At 67.7% G+C, this 22,268-nt stretch carries 23 protein-coding genes; 11 read left to right on the forward strand and 12 right to left on the reverse strand.

Annotated elements, in window-relative coordinates; all coding sequences use genetic code 11:
• Positions 1-99: 99 nt before the first annotated feature.
• On the reverse strand, positions 100-1,428 hold the full coding sequence (locus ACFQ2S_RS20620) for an amidase (RefSeq protein ID WP_386077420.1): 1,329 nt from the start codon (positions 1,426-1,428) through the stop codon (positions 100-102).
• Positions 1,429-1,513: 85 nt separating this feature from the next.
• Between ACFQ2S_RS20620 and ACFQ2S_RS20625 the strand changes: the two genes are divergently transcribed.
• Positions 1,514-2,743 carry a UbiH/UbiF/VisC/COQ6 family ubiquinone biosynthesis hydroxylase gene (locus ACFQ2S_RS20625; RefSeq protein WP_386077421.1) on the forward strand — a complete coding sequence of 410 codons (1,230 nt, stop codon included), beginning with the start codon at positions 1,514-1,516 and terminating at the stop codon, positions 2,741-2,743.
• Positions 2,744-2,758: 15 nt separating this feature from the next.
• Here ACFQ2S_RS20625 and ACFQ2S_RS20630 read toward each other — a convergent pair whose 3' ends face one another.
• The 5 genes from ACFQ2S_RS20630 to ACFQ2S_RS20650 all read right to left on the reverse strand — a co-directional run bounded on the left by ACFQ2S_RS20630 (position 2,759) and on the right by ACFQ2S_RS20650 (position 6,271).
• The gene (locus tag ACFQ2S_RS20630; RefSeq protein WP_386077631.1) at positions 2,759-2,911 is read right to left on the reverse strand and encodes a Trm112 family protein; all 153 of its coding nucleotides are present in this window, start codon (positions 2,909-2,911) and stop codon (positions 2,759-2,761) included.
• 47 nt (positions 2,912-2,958) lie between these two features.
• Positions 2,959-3,591 (reverse strand): LON peptidase substrate-binding domain-containing protein, encoded by a 633-nt coding sequence (locus tag ACFQ2S_RS20635; RefSeq protein ID WP_386077423.1) that lies wholly within the window; start codon positions 3,589-3,591, stop codon positions 2,959-2,961.
• A 26-nt stretch (positions 3,592-3,617) separates the two neighbouring features.
• Complete coding sequence (locus tag ACFQ2S_RS20640; protein WP_386077425.1) at positions 3,618-4,541, reverse strand: tetratricopeptide repeat protein; 924 nt, start codon at positions 4,539-4,541, stop codon at positions 3,618-3,620.
• A 68-nt stretch (positions 4,542-4,609) separates the two neighbouring features.
• On the reverse strand, positions 4,610-5,398 hold the full coding sequence (locus ACFQ2S_RS20645; RefSeq protein ID WP_386077427.1) for an exodeoxyribonuclease III: 789 nt from the start codon (positions 5,396-5,398) through the stop codon (positions 4,610-4,612).
• Between the two features lie 186 nt (positions 5,399-5,584).
• A complete protein-coding gene (locus ACFQ2S_RS20650) occupies positions 5,585-6,271 on the reverse strand; it encodes a response regulator transcription factor (RefSeq protein WP_089233873.1) in 687 nt (228 codons plus the stop codon).
• 164 nt (positions 6,272-6,435) lie between these two features.
• Here ACFQ2S_RS20650 and ribA point away from each other — a divergent pair, with 164 nt between their 5' ends.
• Both ribA and ACFQ2S_RS20660 read left to right on the forward strand, forming a co-directional pair.
• Positions 6,436-7,518, forward strand: a complete 1,083-nt coding sequence (gene ribA, locus ACFQ2S_RS20655; protein ID WP_386077429.1) for a GTP cyclohydrolase II — start codon at positions 6,436-6,438, stop codon at positions 7,516-7,518.
• Positions 7,515-8,009, forward strand: a complete 495-nt coding sequence (locus ACFQ2S_RS20660) for a L,D-transpeptidase family protein (protein ID WP_386077431.1) — start codon at positions 7,515-7,517, stop codon at positions 8,007-8,009. The genes ribA and ACFQ2S_RS20660 overlap by 4 nt, the downstream gene beginning before the upstream one ends.
• 29 nt (positions 8,010-8,038) lie before the next feature.
• Here the strand turns inward: ACFQ2S_RS20660 and ACFQ2S_RS20665 are convergent, their stop codons facing one another.
• The 3 genes from ACFQ2S_RS20665 to ACFQ2S_RS20675 all read right to left on the reverse strand — a co-directional run bounded on the left by ACFQ2S_RS20665 (position 8,039) and on the right by ACFQ2S_RS20675 (position 11,354).
• A complete protein-coding gene (locus ACFQ2S_RS20665) occupies positions 8,039-8,692 on the reverse strand; it encodes a YggS family pyridoxal phosphate-dependent enzyme (RefSeq protein ID WP_386077433.1) in 654 nt (217 codons plus the stop codon).
• Between the two features lies 1 nt (position 8,693).
• Positions 8,694-10,166, reverse strand: coding sequence for a tetratricopeptide repeat-containing sulfotransferase family protein (locus ACFQ2S_RS20670; protein ID WP_386077434.1), 1,473 nt, complete (start codon positions 10,164-10,166; stop codon positions 8,694-8,696).
• 105 nt (positions 10,167-10,271) lie between these two features.
• The gene (locus ACFQ2S_RS20675) at positions 10,272-11,354 is read right to left on the reverse strand and encodes a porin (RefSeq protein ID WP_386077436.1); all 1,083 of its coding nucleotides are present in this window, start codon (positions 11,352-11,354) and stop codon (positions 10,272-10,274) included.
• A 238-nt stretch (positions 11,355-11,592) separates the two neighbouring features.
• On the opposite strand from ACFQ2S_RS20675, the gene ACFQ2S_RS20680 reads away from it, so the two are divergent.
• The 5 genes from ACFQ2S_RS20680 to ACFQ2S_RS20700 all read left to right on the forward strand — a co-directional run bounded on the left by ACFQ2S_RS20680 (position 11,593) and on the right by ACFQ2S_RS20700 (position 16,937).
• The gene (locus ACFQ2S_RS20680) at positions 11,593-12,087 is read left to right on the forward strand and encodes a DUF3576 domain-containing protein (protein WP_386077438.1); all 495 of its coding nucleotides are present in this window, start codon (positions 11,593-11,595) and stop codon (positions 12,085-12,087) included.
• 88 nt (positions 12,088-12,175) lie between these two features.
• Positions 12,176-14,752 (forward strand): leucine--tRNA ligase, encoded by a 2,577-nt coding sequence (leuS, locus tag ACFQ2S_RS20685; protein ID WP_386077440.1) that lies wholly within the window; start codon positions 12,176-12,178, stop codon positions 14,750-14,752.
• The gene (lptE, locus tag ACFQ2S_RS20690) at positions 14,739-15,239 is read left to right on the forward strand and encodes an LPS assembly lipoprotein LptE (RefSeq protein ID WP_386077443.1); all 501 of its coding nucleotides are present in this window, start codon (positions 14,739-14,741) and stop codon (positions 15,237-15,239) included. Before leuS ends, lptE begins: the two co-directional genes overlap by 14 nt.
• On the forward strand, positions 15,236-16,267 hold the full coding sequence (gene holA / locus ACFQ2S_RS20695; protein WP_386077446.1) for a DNA polymerase III subunit delta: 1,032 nt from the start codon (positions 15,236-15,238) through the stop codon (positions 16,265-16,267). The genes lptE and holA overlap by 4 nt, the downstream gene beginning before the upstream one ends.
• 82 nt (positions 16,268-16,349) lie before the next feature.
• Positions 16,350-16,937, forward strand: a complete 588-nt coding sequence (locus ACFQ2S_RS20700; protein WP_386077449.1) for a glutathione S-transferase family protein — start codon at positions 16,350-16,352, stop codon at positions 16,935-16,937.
• Between the two features lie 15 nt (positions 16,938-16,952).
• Here ACFQ2S_RS20700 and ACFQ2S_RS20705 read toward each other — a convergent pair whose 3' ends face one another.
• Positions 16,953-18,128, reverse strand: coding sequence for a TIGR03862 family flavoprotein (locus tag ACFQ2S_RS20705; RefSeq protein WP_386077634.1), 1,176 nt, complete (start codon positions 18,126-18,128; stop codon positions 16,953-16,955).
• Between the two features lie 106 nt (positions 18,129-18,234).
• Between ACFQ2S_RS20705 and ACFQ2S_RS20710 the strand changes: the two genes are divergently transcribed.
• The gene (locus ACFQ2S_RS20710; RefSeq protein ID WP_386077451.1) at positions 18,235-18,552 is read left to right on the forward strand and encodes an HNH endonuclease; all 318 of its coding nucleotides are present in this window, start codon (positions 18,235-18,237) and stop codon (positions 18,550-18,552) included.
• A gap of 93 nt (positions 18,553-18,645) precedes the next feature.
• Positions 18,646-19,053 carry a large-conductance mechanosensitive channel protein MscL gene (mscL, locus tag ACFQ2S_RS20715; protein WP_386077636.1) on the forward strand — a complete coding sequence of 136 codons (408 nt, stop codon included), beginning with the start codon at positions 18,646-18,648 and terminating at the stop codon, positions 19,051-19,053.
• 25 nt (positions 19,054-19,078) lie between these two features.
• On the opposite strand, the gene ACFQ2S_RS20720 is transcribed toward mscL, so the two are convergent.
• Both ACFQ2S_RS20720 and ACFQ2S_RS20725 read right to left on the reverse strand, forming a co-directional pair.
• Positions 19,079-19,696, reverse strand: coding sequence for an enoyl-CoA hydratase/isomerase family protein (locus tag ACFQ2S_RS20720; protein WP_386077453.1), 618 nt, complete (start codon positions 19,694-19,696; stop codon positions 19,079-19,081).
• On the reverse strand, positions 19,693-20,448 hold the full coding sequence (locus ACFQ2S_RS20725) for an SDR family oxidoreductase (protein ID WP_386077456.1): 756 nt from the start codon (positions 20,446-20,448) through the stop codon (positions 19,693-19,695). The genes ACFQ2S_RS20720 and ACFQ2S_RS20725 overlap by 4 nt, the downstream gene beginning before the upstream one ends.
• Positions 20,449-20,760: 312 nt before the next feature.
• On the opposite strand from ACFQ2S_RS20725, the gene ACFQ2S_RS20730 reads away from it, so the two are divergent.
• Complete coding sequence (locus ACFQ2S_RS20730; RefSeq protein WP_386077459.1) at positions 20,761-22,263, forward strand: DUF2125 domain-containing protein; 1,503 nt, start codon at positions 20,761-20,763, stop codon at positions 22,261-22,263.
• Positions 22,264-22,268 lie beyond the last annotated feature (5 nt).

The following is a 22,268-nucleotide window of genomic DNA, read 5'->3' on the forward strand; positions in this document are numbered from 1 at the left end:
ACGCTGCCCGGTTTGGTCCAGAAAATGTGACACTCCGCCGGGGGCTTGTGTCTTTTCGGCCAGATCGCCGGGCCGGAGCCCGGCGAGGCCGACCGTGGCTCAGGCCAGCGCCGCCTCCGCCGCCGCCCCGAGGCGCAGCAAGGCCTCCTCGGCCATCGGAGGGGCCATCAGCGACACCCCGGCCGAGGGCACGCCGGTGGGCAGGGTCAGAGCGCAGAGACCCATGAGGTTGCCGATCCGGGTGTTGCGCAGGGTCATCAGGTTCTCCGCCACGAAGAAATCGGCGTCCTCCTCGAGCAGGGCCTTGTTCGGCGGCATGATCGGGACCGTCGGCACGAGGACCGCGTCAAATTCGGCGGTGGCGGCGAGATAGGCGCGGCGCAAGCGCTCCAACTCCTGCCAGGCCGCGACGAAATCGGCGGCCTCGATGCCTTTGCCGCCCCGGAACCGCTCCAGTACCGGCGGATACATCCGCTCCGGATGCGCCTCGATCTCCGTCTTCCAGGTGCCATAGGCCTCGGGTGCGTAAAGCGTCGGCGACAGGGCCATCGCGGCCTCCACCTCGGGCAGTTCGTGCTCCTCGATCACCGCTCCGGCCGCCGCAAGACGCGCGATGGCGCGCTCGAAGCCTTCCTTCGGCTTGTCCCGCAGCCCGTCGAAGGCGGTGGTCTTGAGCACCATGAGCCGACGGCCTTCCAGCGAGGCGCCGGTCAGGTCCGCGGGCTTGCCGCCTTCGAGGATCGCCAGCAGCAGCGCGGCATCCTCGACCGTCCGGCACAGCGGGCCGACGGTGTCGAACCGGGCGCAGAGCGGCACCACGCCGGTGAGCGAGAGGCGGCCCGAGGTCGTCTTGAGCCCGACGAGGTCGTTCCAGGCCGAGGGCACCCGCACCGAGCCGCCGGTGTCCGAGCCGATGCCCGCCGCCGCCAGCCCGAAGGCCACGGAGGCCGCCGCGCCCGAGGAGGAGCCGCCGGGCACCGCCTCGGGGTCGTTCACGCAGGGCGGCGTCTCGGTCACCGGGTTCAGCCCGAGGCCGGAGAAGGCGAGTTCGGTCATGTGGGTCTTGCCGAGGCAGACGAGCCCCGCCGCGGTCGCATTGCGCAGCACCTCGGCATCGGCGTCCGGCACCCGGCCCCTGAGCAGCGCGGTGCCGGATTCGGTTCCGACGCCCGCGGTGTCGAACAGGTCCTTCCAGCTCACCGGCACGCCGTCCAGCAGCGACCGCCGCATACCGAGCCGCGCCCGTTCCGCCGCCGCACCGGCCTCGGCCAGGGCGCGGTCGCGGGTGCTGCGGGCGTAGATCCGACCGGAGGCCTCGTGGCTTTCGATGGCCGACAGGTAGGCTTCCGTCAGCGCCACCGGGTCGATCTCTCCCGCGCCGATTCCGCGGCCCAGGTCGCCCGCACTCATCCAAAGCCACTCGTTCATGCCGTTCTCCGAATTTCGCCGAAACGGACCCTAGCGGCAGGGCAGCGCATGGACAATCCCGACGACTGGGGTATGTCTTGCCGCGATGACACATGACAGCGACCTCCTGATCGTCGGCGGCGGGCTTAACGGGCCGGCCTTGGCGCTGGCCTGCGCCCAGGCCGGGATGACCTCGACCGTGATCGACGCGCTGAGCACCGAGGCGCGGGCAGACGCGGGATTCGACGGGCGCTCCTATGCGCTGGCGCTCGCCTCGCAGCGACTGCTCTCGGCCATCGGCATCTGGAACAAGGTCGCCGAGCACGCCCAGCCGATCCGCAACATCGTCACCACCGACGGCCGCCCCGGCGAGGGGCCCGTGCTGCCGTTTGCCATGCACTTCGACCACGGCGAGTTGGACGAGGGCGTGATGGGCTACATCCTCGAGGACCGCTACCTGCGCCGCGCGCTGCTGGAGGCGATCGAGGCCGAACCGAAGATCACCCACCGCCCCGGCGAAACGGTCGTGGACCAGCAGATCACCCCCTCCGAGGCGCGCGTCACGCTAGCGTCGGGCGATACGCTGACCGGGCTGTTGCTGGTCGGCGCCGACGGCCGGAAGAGCGGCGTAAGCCTTCGCGCAGGCATCCAGCGGACGGGGTGGGATTACGGCCAGACCGCGCTGGTCTGTGCCGTGGAACATGAAAAGCCGCATGACGGCACCGCGCACCAGTTCTTCATGCCGCACGGTCCTCTGGCGATCCTGCCGCTGCCCGGCAACCGCAGCTCCATCGTCTGGGCCGAGACACCCGAGGCCGCAGCCCATATCGCCGGCCTCGACGACGCCGGCTTCCTCGCGGCGCTGCGCCCGCGCTTCGGCGATTTCCTCGGGGAGATCCGGCTGGCCGGCAAACGCTTCTCCTACCCGCTCAACCTGACCATGGCCAACCATACGGTGAAGGACCGGCTGGTGCTGATCGGGGATGCGGCGCAGGGCGTGCACCCGATCGCCGGACAGGGCTTCAACCAGGGGCTGGCGGACGTGGCCACTCTGACCCAGGTGCTGGCAGAGGCGCGACGGCGCGGCGAAGATATCGGCTCGATCCTCGTGCTCGAGCGTCACCGGGCCTGGCGCAGCTTCGACCGGGCCACGCTGGCGCTTGGCATGGATGCGGTCAACCGGCTGTTCTCGAACGACAATCCCCTCCTGCGGGTGGCGCGCGGGATTGGCATGGGGGTGATCGACAAGCTCCCTGCCTTGCGTCGCACCTTCATCCGCGAGGCCGCCGGCCTGTCGGGCGACGTGCCGAACCTGCTCAAGGGAAGACCGGCCTGACGCGACCGGCCGGGCTCAATCGAGCTGCCGCGCCTCGTCGATCACCAGGATCGGCACCCCGTCGCGGATCGGATAGGCCAGCCGCGCGGCCCGGGAGACCAGCTCCTGCCGCTCCGCATCATAGGAAAGCAGCGTCTTGGTCTGCGGGCAGACCAGCGCCTCCAGCATCTTGCGGTCGACAATCGTGGCGCGGGGCTCGGCCTCGGGGCGCGCGTTCACTGCATCACCTCCGCGCCATCGTCGCCCGCATGCAGCGCGAACTGCATCAGCGCCGTCAGGGTCTGCCGACGGTCGGCCAGCGTCGGCGCCTCCAGCAACGCCTGCTTGTCGCCGACATCGAACGGCAGCAGCATCGACAGCGAGTTCAGCAGCAACTCGTCATCGGCCTCCTTCAGGCTGTCCCAATCGGTCGATAGCCCGCGGTCTTCCATGAAACGCGCCAGCAGGTCGAGGAACGGCTGACGCCGGAACCCCGCGTCCCGCTCCGTGGCGCCGCTATCGCGGGTGAAATCGCTCCAGTCGACGCGGGCCCGGATATAAGGCGTGAAGCCCTCGACCTGCTCGATCAGGCGGAAGCGGGAGATCCCCGTGAGGGTGATCATGTACCGCCCGTCCTCGGTCTCGGAAAAGGCGGTGAGGCGCCCGGCACAGCCGATGGACTGCAGGCCCTCGGTCTCCCGCGGCTGCACCATGCCGATCAGACGATGCTCCGTCTTCATCGTGTCATCGAGCATCGCCAGGTAGCGCGGCTCGAAAATGTGCAGCGGAAGCCGGGAACGCGGCAGCAGCAACGCCCCCGGCAGGGGGAACAGAGCGATGGTGTCGGGCAGGTCGGTCCTGGAGATCATGCAACCAAGGTAGCCGGATCGCGCCGTCAGGCAAATATCATCGAGCTGAGTTTGCGGCGGCCGTTGAGAACCACCGGGTCGGTCGGCTTGAGCGCATCGAATATCGTGAAGAGCTGCGCCTTCGCGGCGCCGTCATTCCACTCCCGGTCGCGGCGGAACAGTTCGAGCAATTCGGCCACCGCCTGTTCCACCTCGCCATTGGCATGCAGCGCCTGGGCGAGGTCGAACCGGGCCTGATGGTCGTTGGCGTCGGCCTCCACGGCGGCGCGCAGTTCCGCTACCGGGCCGGCGTTGGCCGCCTGCCTGGCCAGCTCGAGCTGGGCGCGGGCGGCCTCGACCTCGGGGGCCTTGGCGATCTCGGGCGCGGCGGAGGCGAGCAGGGCCTCGGCCTTGTCGGTCTCTCCGAGCGCCAGGTGCGACCGCACGAGGCCACCGAACGCAGCCGCATTCAACGGGTCCTCGCCGAGGATCGCTGCAAAGGTCTGCGCCGCGTCGACGACCGCGCCTTCGCTCAGCATGCCCTCGGCCGCCTCGACCGCCTCCGCCAGCCCGCCGTCACCGGCCAGCGCGGCAACGCGGTCGACGAAGGCCTTGACCTCGGACTGCGGCAGCGCGCCCTGGAACATGTCGGCCACCTGGCCCTTGTAGAAGGCGACCACCGTCGGGATCGACTGCAGCGGCAGCCCCTGCTGGGCGAGCATCTGCGCCAGCCGCTGGTTCTGGTCGACGTCGATCTTGACCATCGTCACCTTGCCGCGGGCCGCCGTTACGGCAGCCTCCAGCGCCGGCCCGAGCGTCTTGCACGGCCCGCACCAGGGCGCCCAGAAATCGACGATGACCGGCACCTCCTGGCTGGCGTCGATCACGTCGGGCATGAAGGTGGCTTCGGTGCCGTCCTTGATCAGGCCGGCAGGGGCGCTCTGCGGGGGGGTCTGGCCAAATTCCAGCATCGGTCTCTTCCTTGCATGTCTTTGCGGTTTAGATGGCGCATCGCCCGACACCTTGCAAGGGCGGCGTCTCAGAGATCGAAGGTCGCGAATACAGGTGCGTGGTCTGAGGGCTGCTCCCAGCCGCGCACGTCCCGCAGGATCCGGCTGGAATGTGCCGCGTTCGAGATGTCGGGCGTCGCCCAGACGTGATCGAGCCGACGCCCCTTGTCCGCCGTGTCCCAGTCGGGCGAGCGATAGGACCACCAGGAATAGAGATTGCCTGAGGGAATGTCGGCCCGGGTCACGTCCACCCAGCCGCCCGCATCCTGCGTCTCGGCCAGGTGCTCGACCTCGATCGGTGTATGGCTGACCACCTTCAGAAGCTGCTTGTGGTTCCAGACGTCATCCTCGCGCGGGGCGATGTTCAGATCGCCCACGAGGATCGCCTTTTCCGGGCGCTCCGAATGAAACCAGTCCCGCATCCCGGTCAGGTAGTCGAGCTTCTGGCCGAACTTCTCGTTGATCTCCCTGTCCGGCTTGTCGCCGCCGGCGGGGACATAGAAATTGTGGATCACCACCCCGTTTTCCAGCCGTCCGGCGACGTGGCGCGCATGACCGAGCTCCGCGAAGTCCATGTCGCCCACGTCCTCCATCGGCAGTTTCGACAGGATCGCCACGCCGTTGTAGCCCTTCTGGCCGCGGGCGATCATGTGGGTGTAGCCGAGCGCGGTGAAAACCTCGGCCGGGATCTTGTCCACAGGGCTCTTGCACTCCTGCAGGCACAGGATATCCGGAGCCTCGTCGCGCAGCAGGCGCGCCACGAGACCGGCGCGCAGGCGTACGGAGTTGATGTTCCAGGTGGCGAGGGTGAGGGGCATGGGTCGTCTCCGCTTGAGGCGGCGCGACCCTACTCGCAGCCGTCCCGCCCCACAAACGAAAAAGACCCGGGCCGAAGCCCGGGCCAGTCCAACAGGGAGGTGCCGCGCCATCACCCCGACGCGACAAGGGGAGACTATCCAGACAAGGTTAACAACTTCCTTCACGGAAGGTGTTAACGCCGACGATCACGCAACGAGGCGATATCCGCCGGATTCGGTTACCAGCAGTCGGGCGTTCGAGGGATCAGGCTCTATCTTCTGGCGCAACCGGTAGATGTGCGTTTCTAGCGTGTGCGTCGTGACTCCAGCGTTATATCCCCAGACCTCGTGCAGCAGCACATCGCGCGCCACGACGCCGTCGGTCGCGCGATAGAGGAACTTGAGGATGTTGGTTTCCTTCTCGGTCAGCCGGATCTTGCGCTCGTTCTCGTCGATCAGCATCTTCATCGCCGGCTTGAAGGTATACGGCCCAAGCTGGAACACGGCGTCCTCGGACTGCTCGTGCTGGCGGAGCTGGGCGCGGATACGGGCCAGCAGCACCGGGAACTTGAACGGCTTGGTAACGTAGTCGTTGGCACCGGCATCGAGGCCGAGGATCGTGTCGGCGTCGCTGTCGTGGCCGGTCAACATCAGGATCGGGCATTTCACGCCCTGCTTGCGCATCAGCCGGCAAAGCTCACGCCCGTCTGTATCGGGCAGCCCCACGTCGAGGATCACCAGATCGTAGAGCCCGGCCTTGACCTTTTCCATCGCCTCGTGGCCGTTGCCGGCCTCAAACACGTCGAAATCTTCGGTCATCACGAGTTGCTCGCTCAGCGCCTCGCGCAGGTCGTCCTCGTCGTCTACCAGCAGGATCTTCTTCAGCGTGCCCATGGGGTATGCCTCCTTGTGTTCACCGGGAGATGCGGGCGGGTGACCTTTGCGGCAAGATTTGCTGCAGCGATCTCACGGCGATGTGTCAACACCCGCCCGATTGTTTCAGCTTCCGGGCCTCCGGGGAACGTGCTAACGCTCCGCCCCAGACAAAACGAGCCGCCATGACCCTTGCCCCCTCCCCCGCCGAACGCCGTGCCCGCGCGCGCGCCGACCTGCGCATCGGGGTTCCGGTCTGCCTGCGAGACGGCGACAGCGTAGCGCTTGTCGCCGCCGTCGAATGCCTCTCGCCGGAACGATTTGCCGAGATGACCGCCGAACCGGGCGCGACCCTCGCCATCACCGCTCGCCGGGCCGAGACCCTCAAGGCGCGCGCCTACGACGGAGACCTGGCGCGGATTGCCCTGCCGAAGGATGCCTCGCTTACCTGGGCGCAGTCTGTGGCCGATCCGGCCGATGACCTGACCGACCCGATGAAGGGCCCGTTCCGCACCGAGCGCGACAGCCCGGCCACGCTGCATCGCGCCGCCATCGCGCTGGCCAAGGAGGCGCGGCTGCTTCCGGCGGTCCTGGTGCGCCCCCTGCCCGACCTGTCCGTCGCGATCACCTCGAACCTGACCATCCTCGACCTGTTTTCCGACGGCGCCCCTTCGAGCGCCCCGCAGTACGAAGAGGTCGTCTCCGCCCGCCTGCCGATGGCGCTGGCCCGGGCCGGGCGGCTGCACATCTTTCGCCCCGGCGACGGCGGCGAGGAACACTATGCCGTGGAGATCGGGCAGCCCGACCGCGCGAAACCGGTCCTAGCCCGGCTGCATTCCGCCTGTTTCACCGGGGACATCCTCGGCTCGCTCAAGTGCGACTGCGGCCCGCAACTCCACGCCGCGCTCGCCGCGATGGGCGAGGAAGGGGCCGGCGTTCTGCTCTATCTCAACCAGGAAGGGCGCGGCATCGGGCTTGCCAACAAGATGCGGGCCTACAGCCTGCAGGACCAGGGGTTCGACACCGTGGAGGCCAACCACCGGCTCGGCTTCGAGGACGATGAGCGCGACTTCCGGATCGGCGCGGCCTTGCTGCGGGAGCTGGGTTTTGCCTCGGTCCGGCTGATGACCAACAACCCCGCAAAGATAGCGATGATGCAGGCCCAGGGGATCGACGTCACCGAGCGTGTGCCGCTCAAGGTCGGCCACACCCGCGAGAACGCCGCCTATCTCGCCACCAAGGCCGCGAAGTCGGGTCACCTGCTGTGACCCCTCAGGACCTCGTGCTGACCCCGCGCGGCATCCGCTTTATGGGCCGCACCTTTCCCGCCGCCATCGGTAAGAGCGGGCTCCGCGCCGACAAACGTGAAGGCGACGGCGCCACGCCGCGAGGCATCCACCGCATTGCGGGGCTCTATTATCGCCCCGACCGGCTCCTGCCGCCGGCCCCCTGGGCCAGGCCCATCGGCCCGGGCGACCTGTGGTCCGACGATCCCGCGGATCCGGCCTACAACACCCATGTCCGGGCACCGCACGCTTTCAGCCATGAGCGCCTGCGCCGCGCCGATCCGCTCTACGATATCGTCCTGACGACGGACTGGAACTGGCCGGTGGCCACGCCTGGCCACGGCTCCGCGATCTTCCTGCACAACTGGCGCAAACCGCGCCACCCCACCGAAGGCTGCATCGCCTTTCGCCGCGATCACCTCGCCTGGATCGCCCTCCGGGCCGCGCCCGGCACCCGGCTCATCGTTCCCTGAACTTCCAGGATGGCGCCGGTCGCGGCGACCTAGCCGTAATCGCGCTCGCCGAAGATTGCCGAGCCGACGCGGACATGCGTTGCCCCCAACGCGATGGCGCTCTCGAAGTCGCTGCTCATCCCCATCGACAGCCCGTCGAGTCCGTTGCGCGCCGCGATCTTGGCGAGCAGCGCGAAATGCAGGCTCGGCTCCTCCTCCACCGGCGGGATACACATCAGCCCCTGAACCGGCAGGTCCAGCGCCCGCGCCTCGGCCACGAAGGCATCGGCCTCCGCCGGCAGCACGCCGGCCTTCTGCGGTTCCTCGCCGGTGTTGACCTGGATGAAGAGCGGCGGGCAGCGCCCCATCTCCTGCGCCAGCCGCGCCAGCGTGGTGGCGAGCTTGGGGCGGTCGAGCGTATGGATCGCGTCGAACAGCTCCAGCGCCACCCGCGCCTTGTTGGTCTGCAGCGGCCCGATCAGGTGCAGCTCGACCCCGTCGAACCTTTCGCGGAAGGCCGGCCACTTGCCCTGCGCCTCCTGCACCCGGTTCTCGCCAAAGACCCGGTGCCCGGCCTCGAGCACCGCCTCCACCCGCTCCAGCGGCTGCACCTTGGAGACCGCGATCAGCGTCGTGCTGTCGGCCGGCCGGCCCGCCTCGGCCTCCGCCTTTGCGATCCGTTTGCGGATGTCGTCCAGCCCCATGTTACAGCACCCCTTCCCGCTCCAGCGCCGCCGTCAGCGGTGCGAGCTCGGTTTCGTATTTCTCCCAGGCCCGCGCCGAGGTCGTGTAGATCGGCTGGCGCACCTGGCCAATCGACAAGGTCTTCACCTCCCGCTTCCCGGCGTGAAAATCCAGGCAGGCGTCATCCCACTCCAACCCCGCCGCGGCCACGAGCGCCCGGCTCTCGGCCTCGGGATCGGCGACCAGCGCCTCGTAGCTGATCTCGTGGAAGCCCCCAGGCAGCGCCTCGCGCCAGAAATCGAGCATCCGCAGGAAGGTCGCGTAATAGGCGGCAAGGTCCTCCAGGTCATAGGCATAGCGGTGCGTGCCCGGCTTGAACTGGTTCTTGTAGATCGAGAAGAGAAGGTCCCGCGGATCCCGGCGAACAACGACGAATCGGGCCGACGGAATGGCCTGCTTCAACAGCCCCATGAACAGATGGGACTGGATCCCCTTGTCGGTGACCACGCGGCCGAAGGCGACGGCCTTGCGGATGGCGTCCTGGTAGGCCTTCCCGATGTCCTCGATTTCGGCGCCGGAAAGCTCTGCTGCCGGCCGAAACCCGGTCTTCGGCATTCCGAGGACGCCAAGGCAGATCCGCGGCGCGATGGCTTGCTCGCCCGCGGCGGTGACCTGCGAATGGCTGGCGAGAACCTGCTCGACGAGTGTTGTGCCCGACCGCGGAAGCCCCGTAACGAAGATTGGCGCAAAGTCCTCGCTGGGCGGGGTAGTGGGTGTGAAATCATGCCCGGAAAAGGCGTCGATCAGGGCCTCGACCTCGTCCCGCCGTTCCGAGACATCATACTTGTAGAGATCCTTCGTCGCCTTGTTGGCCGGCGTCAGATAGGTGAAGACCCGCTTCGTCTGGCCGGTGTCTTCCATCGCCTTGGCCAGTGCGAACTGCAGCTGCACCCGGTTGGCGCCCTTCACCCTGGGGTCGGCATGGGCCTGCTCCATCATCCGGATCACCGGATCGTCGGCTTTCACCTTCTTGGGAACCACGAGCATCCGGTAGACGTCGCCGCGAAGCGGAGACTTCTTGAGAACGCGGCGCAGCTCCCTGTCGGCCCGGTCGATCTCTCCCATGCGCTGCAGCAGGAACGCCCTGTCGATGCGGAGGTTCTCCACCGTCGGGTGAGTCGCGATCGCGTCGTCGTAGAGGGCGACCGCATCCTTGTCCCGATCGACAGCCGACAGCACCATCGTCATCGCTGACAGGATGCCGGGCTCAGCCGGCTTGAGGCGCCTTGCCTGCTCGAGGTAGTCCAGCGCCCCGTCGATATCGCCCTGGGCAAACGCGATCCTTCCCAGTTGGAAGGGAACCTCCGGCAGCCGCGGTGCGACATCGGCAATGGCCGTCAATATGGCTTTTGCCTTCTCGAACTGGCCACTGCGTTGCAGTTCCTGCGCGCGTTTGAATTCAGTGGGGATTCGGGAAGGGTTCAGAGGAAGCATGGGCGATCCGTTCAGGCTTGACTGGTCAAGCTATCGCGCGTGTGCCCTCAAAAGAAAAGAGCGGGCGAATGCCCGCTCTTCCCTCAATTCTATCCGATCCGGAGATCAGAAGGACATCGACAGACCCAGCGAGTAGGAGTCCCAGTCGATATCGCCATTGCTGGTGGCGTCGTCGTCGTCGAAGCCTTTGGCTTTCGCGTCGGAGGAGCCGTAGCCGGCCAGAACCGACAGGCCGCCACCGAGGTCGTAGCCCATGGCCAGACCCCAGCCGGAGGTGTCGACGTCGCCGCCACCTTTGGCCTCGAAGGAGTGCTCACCGTAGTTGGCAGAGATGCTGAAGGCTTCCCAGCTGAAGCCACCACCGATGGCCCAGTGGTAACCGTCTTTCAGCTCGTTGCTGTCCCAATCGGAGTACACGGCACCGATGGAGAAGCCGTTGTCCATTTCATAGGCACCGGAGAGACCCCAGACGGTGGCGTCCTGACCGAACGGAACGGTGATGTTCACGTCGTCGGAACCGAAGGTCACGCCGCCTTCGTCGCCGGCCTGGTAGCCGATGCCGAGCTTGAGGGTACCGGCACCGAGTTCCGGGTTCCAACGTGCACCAACGGCCCAGAGCGGGTCGTAACGGTCACGGTCTTCAGCGTCGAGCTCGGCGTCGTTCGCGCCGTCCATCTCCAGCGACACGGCGAAGCCGAAGTCACCGTAGGAGTAGTCGTAACGCAGGATCTGACCGTCGTAGTCACCGTCGAGGTAGGTGTCCTGGCGACCGAAGTGCGCGGTTTCGTCGTCCGCGATGGTGCCGGGGGAGCCAACCGCCGCCGGATCCTGAAGGGCCCAGTCCAGAGCGCCGTCGGTGTCGCCCATGGTCACGGTGCCGAACTCGCCGGAAATGAAGACGGTGAAGTCAGCATAGCCTTTGACGTCAGCGGAGTCGGAGCCAGAAGCAGCGATGTCCATCGCGTCTTCCAGGTCGATGGTGCCGCCGAAGGCCAGGCCGCCATCGGTTTCAGCCGACATTGCAAAGCGGACATCGATGCTCTGAATGTAGCCAACTTCGCGATCGATGTCGCCGCCGCTGCCGGCCACACCCATTTCGGCCGAGCCGGAGAGCGTGATGTTGTCGTTCGCAGCCGCGGCGCCAGCGAAGGCGACCAGAGCTGTCGAAGCGAGAAGGATCTTTTTCATCGTTTTCCCTCGTGTATCTCAAAAGTTCACCACAACCCGGAAGTCCGAGATGGGTATGCGCAACTGTCTCGCTCTATGGCCCCATGATTGCAAGGCGACGATGCAATCGCCCGGGCACGCTCCCAGATTTGGTGCAGCTTTGCCACAGTGCCGAAACCCTGCCTGCCGCCTAAGGACTTGTGAGCCTCGGGCCGCTCGGCTAGACCTTCCGGGAATTGAGAATGAGGGCAGATACGGCATGACCTTTCAGCGCGTGATACGGACCGCCGCTGCATTGGGCCTTTTGGGCCTGCTGGGAGCCTGCAGCGGCAATCCGCTCGACAATCCCGCGCCCTCGTCCAACCTGCCCGACGAATTCAACCCCGCGCTCGACGAAGACGGCAACGAGCGCGAGACGATCTGGGACCTGTTCGTTGGTGTAGACAATCCCAATGTCACGCTCGAGGTGAATCGCTATCTCTGGCAGGCCTCGCTCAATGTCCTGAATTTCCTGCCGATCGAACGAGTCGACCCGTTCTCGGGCGTGATCGTCTTCGGCTATGGCACGCCTCCGGGCGGCAGCCGGGCCTATCGCGCCACTGTCTACGTCACCGACCCCGCGCTCGACGCCCGCTCGCTGAAGGTGTCGCTGGTCTCGCGGTCCGGCCCGGTTGATGCGGACACCGTCCGCGCCGTCGAGGATGCGATCCTGTCGCATGCCCGCCAGATCCGGATCGCCCACTCGGCGCTCTGATCCCCGCACAATCGCGCTCTGGACGATGGGCTGCGCGGCGCTTATCAAGCCGCGCAACGCCAATTGATACGTGAGCCGAGGTAGCGCGATGTCCCGCCTGAACCCGTCCGAGATCGAACCGAAGTGGCAGGCGGCCTGGGACGAGGCCGGCTGCTTCGCAGCGGTGCGCGATCCTGCCAAGCCCAAGTATTACGTGCTGGAGATGTTCCCCTATCCCTCCGGCCGGATCCACATCGGGCACGTGCGCAACTACACCATGGGCGACGTCATCGCGCGCTACAAATCCTCTTGCGGATTCAGCGTGTTGCACCCGATGGGCTGGGACGCCTTCGGGATGCCGGCAGAGAACGCGGCGATGGCCTCGGGCGGCCACCCGAAGGACTGGACCTATTCCAACATCGCCGACATGCGCGACCAGATGAAGCCGCTGGGGCTGTCGATCGACTGGTCCCGCGAATTCGCGACCTGCGACCCGGAATACTATGCCCAGCAGCAGCGCATGTTCATTGACATGCTGGACGCGGGGCTGATCTACCGCAAGGCCGCCGTGGTCAACTGGGATCCCGTCGACATGACCGTGCTGGCCAACGAGCAGGTCGAGCAGGGGCGCGGCTGGCGTTCCGGCGCGCTGGTGGAACGGCGGGAGCTGACCCAGTGGTTCTTCCGCATCTCCGATTTCGCCGAGGAACTGCTGGAGGCGCTGGACGGGCTGGAGAACTGGCCCGAGAAGGTGCGCCTGATGCAGGCCAACTGGATCGGCAAGAGCCGCGGCCTGCAGTTCGCCTTTTCGCTGATCGACGGCCCTGCGAGCCACGACCGCGTGGAGGTCTACACCACCCGTCCCGACACGCTGATGGGCGCGAGCTTCGTCGGCATCTCGCCGGATCACCCTCTGGCCAAGGCGCTGGAGAAGGACAATCCCGACATTGCCGCCTTCTGTGCCGAGTGCCGGCGCATGGGCACCTCGGAGGAAGAGCTGGAGAAGGCCGAGAAGAAGGGATTCGACACCGGCCTCCGGGTCCGTCACCCGTTCGACACCGCCTGGGAGCTGCCGGTCTACATCGCCAACTTCATCCTGATGGACTACGGCACGGGGGCGATCTTCGGCTGCCCGGCGCATGACGCGCGCGACCTCGAGTTCGCCCGCAAGTACGACCTGCCGGTCACCTCCACCTACGCCCCTGTCGACCCCGCCGCGGATTTCGTCGCGCCAGAAGCGGGTGGCGAGGCATATGTCCCTATGAAGTCCGAAAAGGTTCGCTACGTCAAAGGCTTTGCAGGAGACGAGCTGCAGACCGGCGAGCAGGGAATCGACACCGCCATCGCGGCCTGCGAGGCGGCCGGCGTCGGCCGCGGCGTGACCAAGTTCCGCCTGCGCGACTGGGGCCTGTCGCGGCAGCGCTACTGGGGCTGCCCGATCCCGGTGGTGCATTGCTCCGCCTGCGGCGTGGTGCCCGAGAAGCGCGAGAACCTGCCCGTGCGCCTGCCCGACGACGTGAGCTTCGACCTGCCCGGCAACCCGCTGGACCGTCACCCGACCTGGCGCGACGTGCCCTGCCCGAGCTGCGGCGCACCGGCGAAGCGCGAGACCGACACGATGGACACCTTCGTCGATTCGTCCTGGTACTTCGCGCGCTTCACCGCGCCTCATGCCGACACACCGACCATCGCCGAGGAAGCCGACTACTGGATGAACGTCGACCAGTATATCGGCGGCATCGAGCACGCGATCCTGCACCTGCTCTACTCGCGCTTCTTCGCCCGCGCCATGCACCTGACCGGCCACCTGCCGGAGAAGAGCAAGGAGCCCTTCGAGGCGCTGTTCACGCAGGGCATGGTGACCCACGAGATCTACCTGACCCGCGACGAGAACGGCCGTCCGGTCTATCACCTTCCCGAAGAGGTGGAGCGGGCCGAGGCCGTCGTTGTCGTGAAGGCAACGGGGGAAGCGGTCGAGGTCGTCCCCTCCGCCAAGATGTCGAAGTCCAAGAAGAACGTGGTCGACCCGGTCGAGATCGTCGCCAGCTACGGCGCCGACACCGCCCGGTGGTTCGTCATGTCCGACAGCCCGCCGGAGCGCGACGTGGAATGGACGGCCGCCGGCGCCGAGGCCGCGTTCAAGCACCTGGGCCGGGTCTATCGAATCGCCTTCGAGTTGAAGGAGGCCGGTGCGCCGGAGGGCGGGGCCGAGGACACCGCGCTGGAGCGCGCCACGCACCGAGCGATCGCCGACGTGACCGAGGGGATCGAGGGCTTCGCCTTCAACACCTCGATCGCCAAGCTCTACGGTTTCACCAACACCATCGCCAAGTCCAAGGCGAGCGCCGGCGCCAGGGCGCAGGCGATGCGCGTGATGGCGCAGCTCATGTCGCCGATGACCCCGCATCTGGCGGAGGAAGTCTGGTCGATGCTGGGCGGCGAGGGGCTGGTGGCCCGCGCGCCCTGGCCCAAGGCCGACCCCGCGATGCTGGTGGAGGACACCGTCACCCTGCCGATCCAGATCAACGGCAAGCGGCGCGGCGAGATCGAGGTCGCCAAGGACGCCGACAAGGCCACGGTGGAGGCGCTGGTCCTGGCGCATGACGCGGTCGTCAAGGCGCTGGACGGCGGCCAGCCCAAGAAGCTGATCGTGGTGCCGGGGCGGATCGTCAATGTGGTCGCCTGATCGCAGAGCCCTGCTGGCCGCGCTCGCCGTCACCGGCGGGCTCGCGGCCTGCGGGTTCACGCCGGCCTATGCGCCCGGCGGCAGCGCCGACGCGCTCCGCAACCAGATCCTCGCCGAGGCGCCGAGCTCGACCGAGGAATACGCCTTCGTCGTCCAGTTCGAGGACCGGCTGGGGCGGACCAGCGATGCCGCACCCTACCTGCTGACCTATTCGATCACGACCGAGACCGACGGGCTGGCGGTGACATCCGACCAGGAAACGCTGCGCTACAACCTCTCCGGGGAGGTCCGGTTCACCGTGACCGACCGCGCGAGCGGCGCCGTGCTGACCTCCGGGCGGACCGAAAGCTTCACCTCCTATTCCGCGATCGGCACCACCGTCGCGACCCGCGCCTCGGAGAAGAACGCCAGCGAGCGGCTGATGGTGATCCTCGCCGACCAGACCGTGTCGCAGCTGCTTGCCACAGCCGGAAGCTGGCAGCCGTGAAACTTTCGCCCCGCGACGCCACAGCCTTTTTCGCCAAGCCCGACCCGCGCCGCGCCGGCATCCTGATCTACGGCAACGACGCCATGCGCGTCGCGCTGAAGCGGCAGGACATGGTCGGCGCGCTGATCGGCCCCGCGGGTGAGGAGGAGATGCGGCTGACCCGGCTCTCCGGCGCCGAGCTCCGGCGCGACCCTGCGGCGCTGATCGACGCGGCCAAGGCCGTCGGCTTTTTTCCCGGCCCGCGCGTGGTGCTGGTCGACGAGGCCGGCGACGGCAACGCCTCGGCCTTCGAGGCGGCGCTCGAGGAGTGGCGGGAGGGCGATGCGATGATCGTCGCCACCGCCGGGCAGCTTCCGGCCCGCTCGAAGCTGCGCAAGCTGTTCGAAGGCGCGGGCAACGCATTTTCCGCCGCAATCTACGACGACCCGCCGAGCCGCGCCGAGATCGAGGCGGAGCTGAAGCGCGCCGGGCTGGCCCAGGTGGCTCCCGAGGCGATGGGCGATCTCGAAGCCCTCGCCCGCGCGCTCGATCCCGGCGATTTCCGCCAGACGCTGGAGAAGATCGCGCTCTACAAGATCGACGACACCGCGCCCCTGTCCAGCGCGGAGGTGGCGGAGCTTGCCCCGGCCACGATCGAGGCCGCGACCGACGACATCCTGCACGCCGTCGCCGAGGGCAAGGCCAACCAGATCGGCCCGCTGATGCAGAAGCTCTCAGGACAGGGCGAATCCCCTGTCGGCCTGATCATCGCGGCGTCCCGCCATTTCCGCGCCCTGCACGCCGCTTCCGCGGATCCGAAGGGGCCGGCCGCCGGGCTCTCGCGGCAGCGCCCGCCGGTCTTTGGCCCGCGACGGGACAGGATGATCCGGCAGGCGCAGGACTGGGGCATGCCGCGGCTCGAACGCGCCCTGCCGCTGCTCGTCGACACCGACCTCGCCCTGCGCTCCGCCGGCCAGACCGCGCCGCAGATGGCGCTGGTGGAGCGGCTTTTCATCCGCCTGGCGATGCTGCGCAGCGCCCGGCTCTGACCCTGTCTCCCAAGGGCTTTACCCTCCTGTCGCGCCGTGCAAGCGTGGCCCAAAGGAATGCCCCGGGGGAGGACAAGGCAGAATGTACACGGTGATCGGCAACGTTCGGAGTCGCGCGCTGCGCGTGCTCTGGATGCTGGAGGAACTCGGCCTCGACTATGAGCACGTGGGCGCCCCGCCGCGCTCCGAGGACGTGATCGCGGTGAACCCTGCCGGGAAGGTTCCGGTGCTGGTGGTGGACGGAACGCCGGTGACCGATTCGACCGCGATCCTCGCCTTTCTGGGGGATCGCCACGGCTCGCTGACCTTCCCCGCCGGCACGCTCGACCGCGCGCGGCAGGACAGCATGACCCAGTTCCTGCTCGACGAGTTCGACGCCGCGCTCTGGATGGCCGCTCGCCACAGCTTCATCCTTCCGGAGCAGTTCCGCGAGGGCGCCATCAAGCGCAGCCTGAAATGGGAGTTCGAGCAGAGCCAGAAGACGCTGGTGGCCCGGATGGCGGAGGGGCCGTTCCTGATGGGCGAGACGATGACGGTGCCAGACATCATCCTGACCCATTGCGGCAACTGGGCCGATGTCGCCGGCTTCCCGATCACCGAGCCCCGGCTTGCCGAATATCTGGAGCGGCTGCGGCAGCGTCCGGCCCTGAAGCGCGCGATGGCGCGCTGATCCGGCGCTGCGAGGTCACATCCCGGCCGCAGCCCGCCCGGCCCAGCGGCCGGTCGCGAGGCAGGCCGTGAGCAGGTAGCCCCCGGTCGGGGCCTCCCAGTCCAGCATCTCGCCGACGACATGGACGCCGGGAAGGGCCGTCAGCGCCAGTCCCGCGTCGACCGAGGACCAGCGCACGCCACCGGCGGTCGAGATCGCCTCGTCGAGCGGACGCAAACCGGCGTGGCGCACCGGCAGCGCCTTGACCACGCGGGCGAGCGCCTCCGGCGCCTCCGGCAGCGGGAGGGCGAATTCCATCAGCAGCGCCTGGCTCACCGGATCGAGCCGCAGCGCCTTGCGCAGGTGGTTGCCCAGGCTCTGGCGTCCGCGGGGCCGTGCCAACCGCTCCGCCACCTTCTCGAGGGTCCAGTCGGGCAACAGGTCCAGCATCAGCGCCGCCCCCTCGCGCACCGGTCGGCAGACAGTGTAGACGCCGCTGCCCTCCAGCCCGCGCCCCGACACAACGCATTCGCCGCGCGACCGGACGTCGCCAGCGCTGAGGGCGATGCCCTTGACCGGCGCCCCGAAATGCCGGGCCATCGGCGCCGACCATTCGACCACCAGCCCCGCGTTGGCCGGCGCGAAGGGCGCGAGGCCGACACCCGCCGCTTCCAGCCAGGGCGCCCATGCCCCGTCGGAGCCGAGCCGGGCCCAACTCGCGCCGCCGAGCGCCAGAACGGTGCGCGCAGCCTTCAACTGCCGCCCCCCGTCCGGCGTATCGAACACCGCCGCACCGCCCTCCCAGCCGCGCCAGCGCCAGCGGGTGCGCAGCGTCACGCCCTTGCCCGTCAGCCGTGCGGCCCAGGCGCGCAACAACGGGGAGGCCTTCATCGCCACCGGAAAGACCCGGCCGGAAGTGCCGGTGAAGACGGGCTGGCCAAGGGCCTCGGCCCAATCGCAGACCTCGCGCGGACCGAACTCCGCCAGCATCGGCGCCAGCAGCGGCGCGGCCGGCCCATAGGCGGCGAGAAAGATCTCCGGGTCTTCGTCCTTGGTGAGGTTCAGGCCGGATTTTCCGGCCATCAGGAACTTGCGCCCGATCGAGGGCTTGGCCTCGGTCACCATGACGGGCACGCCGCTGTTCGCGATCGCCTCGGCCGCCATCAGCCCCGCGGGCCCCGCGCCCACGACCAGTGCCTGCACCTCTTCCATGTCGCTGCCTTGCCCCGCCCTGCCTTGCGCGCCATCTTCCTGCAGCGCGGCGTCCGCCGCAAGCCGGGGCCAGCGCGCCCGAAGGCCCAGACCAGGAACGACCGCCATGCCGGAGCAAAGCGACACCGACCCGACCACGCCGATCTGCCCGCTCTGCGACCGCCCGATCCCGCCGGGGGTGCGGCAGAGCCTGCACCACCTGACCCCTAAACTGCGCGGCGGCAAGGGCGGACCGACGGTGCTGCTCCACCAGATCTGCCACAACGAGATCCACGCCACGCTGACCGAGACCGAACTTGCTCGGAACTACTGCATGATGGCGGCGTTGCGCGCCCACCCGAGGCTTGCCAGGTTCATCTCTTGGGTCGCGAAACGGCCACCGGAGTTCCATTCGCGCACGCCCGGCAAGCGCCGTAGTCGTTGACCATATAGGCAATACTAAGGAGTGACAGCACGCCGCACCTCGTGCATACGGCGTGCACCCCGCGGAGACGGGAGAACGCGACACAAGGACAGCATCCCCATGCTCAACGAATTCAAGACATTCATCGCCCGCGGCAACGTCATGGACATGGCCGTCGGCATCATCATCGGCGCCGCCTTCACCGCAATCGTCACCTCGCTGGTCGAGGATCTCATCAACCCGATCATCAGCCTGTTCACCGGCGGCATGGATTTCTCCGGCCTCGGTTTCCGCCTCGGCGAAGGCGAAGGCGCCGCGACTTTTGCCTATGGCAACTTCATCATGGCCGTCATCAACTTCCTGATCGTCGCCTGGGTCGTCTTCCTGATGATCAAGGGCGTGAACCGCGTGAAGGAAATGACTGCCGCTGAAAAGGAAGAGGCCCCCGAAGAGCCGCCGGTTACGGAAAAGGACATCCTGATCGAGATCCGCGACTCCCTCAAGGCGCGCCCGACGGTCTGAAGCAAGGCTCGTCAATCCCGGGCCGTCAGCCCGGGATCATCCCCTTGATGCCGGCGCGAATCTCCGCCGGCGCCGCGCGCACCGCTTCGGTCAGCTCCTCGACCGCGGCGGCCAGCACCTCCGGCTCGACCAATCGGTCCACGAGTCCCCAGGCCAGCGCCGTCTCGGCGTCGATCTTCTGGCTGGCCATCAGAATCATCCGGGTGCGGGCCGGCCCGATCAGCGCCGCCATCCGCCGCGGATCCGATGGCTGCGGCAGAAAGCCGAGCTTCATAACCGGGTAGAAGAACTTTGCCTGCGGCACGGCGATCCGGATGTCGCAGGCCAGCACCATGCCGAAAGCGCCGCCCGCGAGAGTGCCGTTCAACGCCGCGACGGTCAGGCAGGGCAAGCCGGCGATCCGCGCGCTGACCCGTTCCCACACCCCGGCCGTTGCCAGCCCCGCGCGCGCTTCTTCGAGGTCGGCGCCGGCGGAAAACACCTTGCCATCGCCGGTCAGAACCAGCGCGGCGATGCCCACCTGCTCGGCCTCTGCGGTGATGCTTTCGATCTCGCGCAGCATCTCACGGGTCAGCGAATTGGCCTTGTCCGGCCGGTTGAGGCGCAGGGTCCAGACGGCATCCTGCTTGTCGACGGCGATCATTCGACCAGCCCAACCCGGCGGCGAATGTCCTCGTCGCGCAGGCTGACCTCCTGCCCGACGAACTCGTCGGCCTCGACCCCGCACAGCCACAGAAGCGCCTTCGCCGGCCATTCCGGCGGGATGTGGTCGTTCCAATCCAGCTTGCTGACCGGGTTGACACCACTGTCCTTTATGACCCGCTGCATCTCGGTCTGCACCGTTCCCGGCGACAGCCCGATCGCGCGAATGCCGAGATGGGCGTATTCCTTGTCGAGCGAGCGCGTCAGCATCGCCGCCCCGGCCTTGGAGGCGCAATAGGCGCTCCAGCCCTCAACTGGCCCATGCGCAGCACCCGAACTGACGGTCAGCACGCTGCCGGTGCCCTGATCCAGCATCACCGGAAGCGCGGCGCGCATGCCGTGAAAGACCCCCTTCAGGTTGATGTCGATCGCCTGGCACCAGGCTTCGGGATCGGCATCGGCGAGGTGGGTGATCGGTTCTATGACGCCCGCGTTGTTGATCAGCACGTCGAGCCGCCCGAAGGTCTGCACTGTCGCGCTCACCGCCGCCTGCACTTCCCAATAGCGAGAGACCTCGCAGGGGATCGCGAGCGCGGATTGCCCGATCTCGCCGGCCAGGCTGGCCAAAGCCTCGTTGCTGCGCGATACCAGCGCCACGCTGGCGCCGGCCTCGGCAAAGATCCTCGCGGCAGCGGCGCCGATCCCGCGGCTGGCCCCGGTGATGAGCGCCACCTTCCCAGTCAAGTCGGTCATGTATCGCCTTTCCGTATCTTCCAAGTGCAGACATCGCATCCCGCCGCGCGGGCGGGGCTCCTGCCCATTTGGTAGCGTCCGAGGGATGACTGCGCGAGAGTTTTCGCACGCACATCGGCCGCACCCCGGGCATGGCAGCCTCACCGGACTATAGGGCGAAAGCGACTGACCGGCCGGCTTTCCGTCACGTCGCCGTTACCGGGCCCCTCTATTCGCGACCAACCGCAGCAAGGCGCAGCGCCGCCCCTTGACCCTCTCAAGGCGCTCGCAGAGAGTCGCGGCGAATGATTTCCAAGGGAAGGGTGTTTCCTCATGAAACAATGGATTTTGGGCGGGGTCTCCGCTGCTGCTCTCTTTGCCGCGCCCGATGCAGGCTGGAGCCTGACGGCACAACAGGCCTGGGAGGACTGGAAGGCCGCGACCGAGAGCTACGGCCAGACGCTGACTACTTCCGGCGAAGCCATGATGGACGGCACGCTGACCCTCAGCGGCGTCACCGTGGCGTCCAAGTCCGATGACATGACGGTCGAGGGCACGATCGAGGAAGTCGCTCTTGCCGAGCAATCCGACGGCAGCGTCCGGATCACCATGTCCGAGACGATTCCGATCGTGGTCTCCGGCATCGACGAGGTCGGCGACAAGGTCGATCTCACGCTGATGCTGACGCAGGATGGCACGCAGATCACCGCCAGCGACGCGGACGGCGGCACCGCGTTCGCCGTTGCCTCGCCGACGATGTCGGCCGAGGTCACCGAGCTGATGATCAACGACGAAGCCCTGCCGATGCAGCTCGTGATGACGCTCGCGGGGCTCGACGGCAGCTATTCGACCACTGGCGCGGCGCCAGGCACCATCGAGTCGGCCTTCACCGCCACCTCGTTCGACATTGTGCTCGACATGCAGGACCCCGAAGGCGCGGGGACCATGGCGCTCAAGGCGACCGCTCAGGACATCGCCACCTCCACCAGCGGCCAGAACATGGACCTGTCGAACAGCGACGACATGGCCAAGATGCTGGCCGAAGGGTTCGCGACCTCGGGCGAAGGCACCTACGGCCCGGTCACCTTCACCATGGATCTGCAGGACGAAGCCGAGACCGTCCAGGCCAGCGGCAGCCTGACCGGCGGCCAGGCGCGCTTCTCGCTCGATGCCGAGCGCATGGTCTACGACGTGGCCTACGAAGGCGCCGACCTGACCATCTCCGGCAGCCAGATCCCGATGCCGCAGGTCACCGCCAAGATCGACCGCAGCGCCACCACCTTCGAGATCCCGGTGCAGCAGAGCGACGCGCCCGCGCCCTTCGCGCTCCGGGTGGCGCTCGAGAACCTGAGCCTCGGCGAGGAGATCTGGTCGATGTTCGACCCGGCCGCGGTGCTGCCACGCGACCCGGCGACGCTGATCCTCGATCTCGGCGGCAAGGCGCGCTGGCTGGTCGATATCTTTGACGAAGAGGCGATGATGGCCGCGGCGATGCCGGGCGAGGTCGAGGAAGTGGCGCTGAACGAGCTGCGGCTCGACCTCGGCGGCGCGGAACTCACCGGCGACGGCGCCTTCACCTTCGACAACAGCGACCTCACCACCTTCGACGGCATGCCCCGCCCCGAGGGCAAGGCCAACCTCAAGCTGGTCGGCGGCAACGCGCTGCTGGAGAACCTGACCCGGATGGGCCTGATCCCGCAGGAACAGGTGATGATGGTGCGGATGATGACCGGCATGTTCGCGAGGCCCGGCGCCGGGCCGGACGAACTGGTCTCGGAGATCGCCATCGACGGAAGCGGCACGCTGACGATCAACGGAGCGCCGCTGCCGTTCTGATCCGG

The sequence above is a fragment of the Tropicimonas aquimaris genome, from assembly GCF_042676185.1.
Classification (GTDB): Bacteria; Pseudomonadota; Alphaproteobacteria; order Rhodobacterales; family Rhodobacteraceae; genus Tropicimonas; species Tropicimonas aquimaris.

Excerpts from the sequence above, each read along its gene's own strand:
- ACFQ2S_RS20720 (WP_386077453.1), bottom strand. The coding sequence starts at position 19,696 with ATGATCGCCGTCGACAAGCAGGATGCCGTCTGGACCCTGCGCCTCAAC.
- ACFQ2S_RS20700 (WP_386077449.1), top strand. The coding sequence starts at position 16,350 with ATGTACACGGTGATCGGCAACGTTCGGAGTCGCGCGCTGCGCGTGCTC.
- ACFQ2S_RS20620 (WP_386077420.1), bottom strand. The coding sequence starts at position 1,428 with ATGAACGAGTGGCTTTGGATGAGTGCGGGCGACCTGGGCCGCGGAATC.
- ACFQ2S_RS20730 (WP_386077459.1), top strand. The coding sequence starts at position 20,761 with ATGAAACAATGGATTTTGGGCGGGGTCTCCGCTGCTGCTCTCTTTGCC.
- ACFQ2S_RS20725 (WP_386077456.1), bottom strand. The coding sequence starts at position 20,448 with ATGACCGACTTGACTGGGAAGGTGGCGCTCATCACCGGGGCCAGCCGC.
- ACFQ2S_RS20640 (WP_386077425.1), bottom strand. The coding sequence starts at position 4,541 with ATGCTGGAATTTGGCCAGACCCCCCCGCAGAGCGCCCCTGCCGGCCTG.
- ACFQ2S_RS20635 (WP_386077423.1), bottom strand. The coding sequence starts at position 3,591 with ATGATCTCCAGGACCGACCTGCCCGACACCATCGCTCTGTTCCCCCTG.
- ACFQ2S_RS20675 (WP_386077436.1), bottom strand. The coding sequence starts at position 11,354 with ATGAAAAAGATCCTTCTCGCTTCGACAGCTCTGGTCGCCTTCGCTGGC.
- leuS (WP_386077440.1), top strand. The coding sequence starts at position 12,176 with ATGTCCCGCCTGAACCCGTCCGAGATCGAACCGAAGTGGCAGGCGGCC.
- ACFQ2S_RS20650 (WP_089233873.1), bottom strand. The coding sequence starts at position 6,271 with ATGGGCACGCTGAAGAAGATCCTGCTGGTAGACGACGAGGACGACCTG.
- ACFQ2S_RS20670 (WP_386077434.1), bottom strand. The coding sequence starts at position 10,166 with ATGCTTCCTCTGAACCCTTCCCGAATCCCCACTGAATTCAAACGCGCG.
- ACFQ2S_RS20705 (WP_386077634.1), bottom strand. The coding sequence starts at position 18,128 with ATGGAAGAGGTGCAGGCACTGGTCGTGGGCGCGGGGCCCGCGGGGCTG.
- ACFQ2S_RS20625 (WP_386077421.1), top strand. The coding sequence starts at position 1,514 with ATGACACATGACAGCGACCTCCTGATCGTCGGCGGCGGGCTTAACGGG.
- ACFQ2S_RS20710 (WP_386077451.1), top strand. The coding sequence starts at position 18,235 with ATGCCGGAGCAAAGCGACACCGACCCGACCACGCCGATCTGCCCGCTC.
- ACFQ2S_RS20680 (WP_386077438.1), top strand. The coding sequence starts at position 11,593 with ATGACCTTTCAGCGCGTGATACGGACCGCCGCTGCATTGGGCCTTTTG.
- ACFQ2S_RS20630 (WP_386077631.1), bottom strand. The coding sequence starts at position 2,911 with ATGCTGGAGGCGCTGGTCTGCCCGCAGACCAAGACGCTGCTTTCCTAT.
- ACFQ2S_RS20645 (WP_386077427.1), bottom strand. The coding sequence starts at position 5,398 with ATGCCCCTCACCCTCGCCACCTGGAACATCAACTCCGTACGCCTGCGC.
- ACFQ2S_RS20665 (WP_386077433.1), bottom strand. The coding sequence starts at position 8,692 with ATGGGGCTGGACGACATCCGCAAACGGATCGCAAAGGCGGAGGCCGAG.
- ribA (WP_386077429.1), top strand. The coding sequence starts at position 6,436 with ATGACCCTTGCCCCCTCCCCCGCCGAACGCCGTGCCCGCGCGCGCGCC.
- lptE (WP_386077443.1), top strand. The coding sequence starts at position 14,739 with ATGTGGTCGCCTGATCGCAGAGCCCTGCTGGCCGCGCTCGCCGTCACC.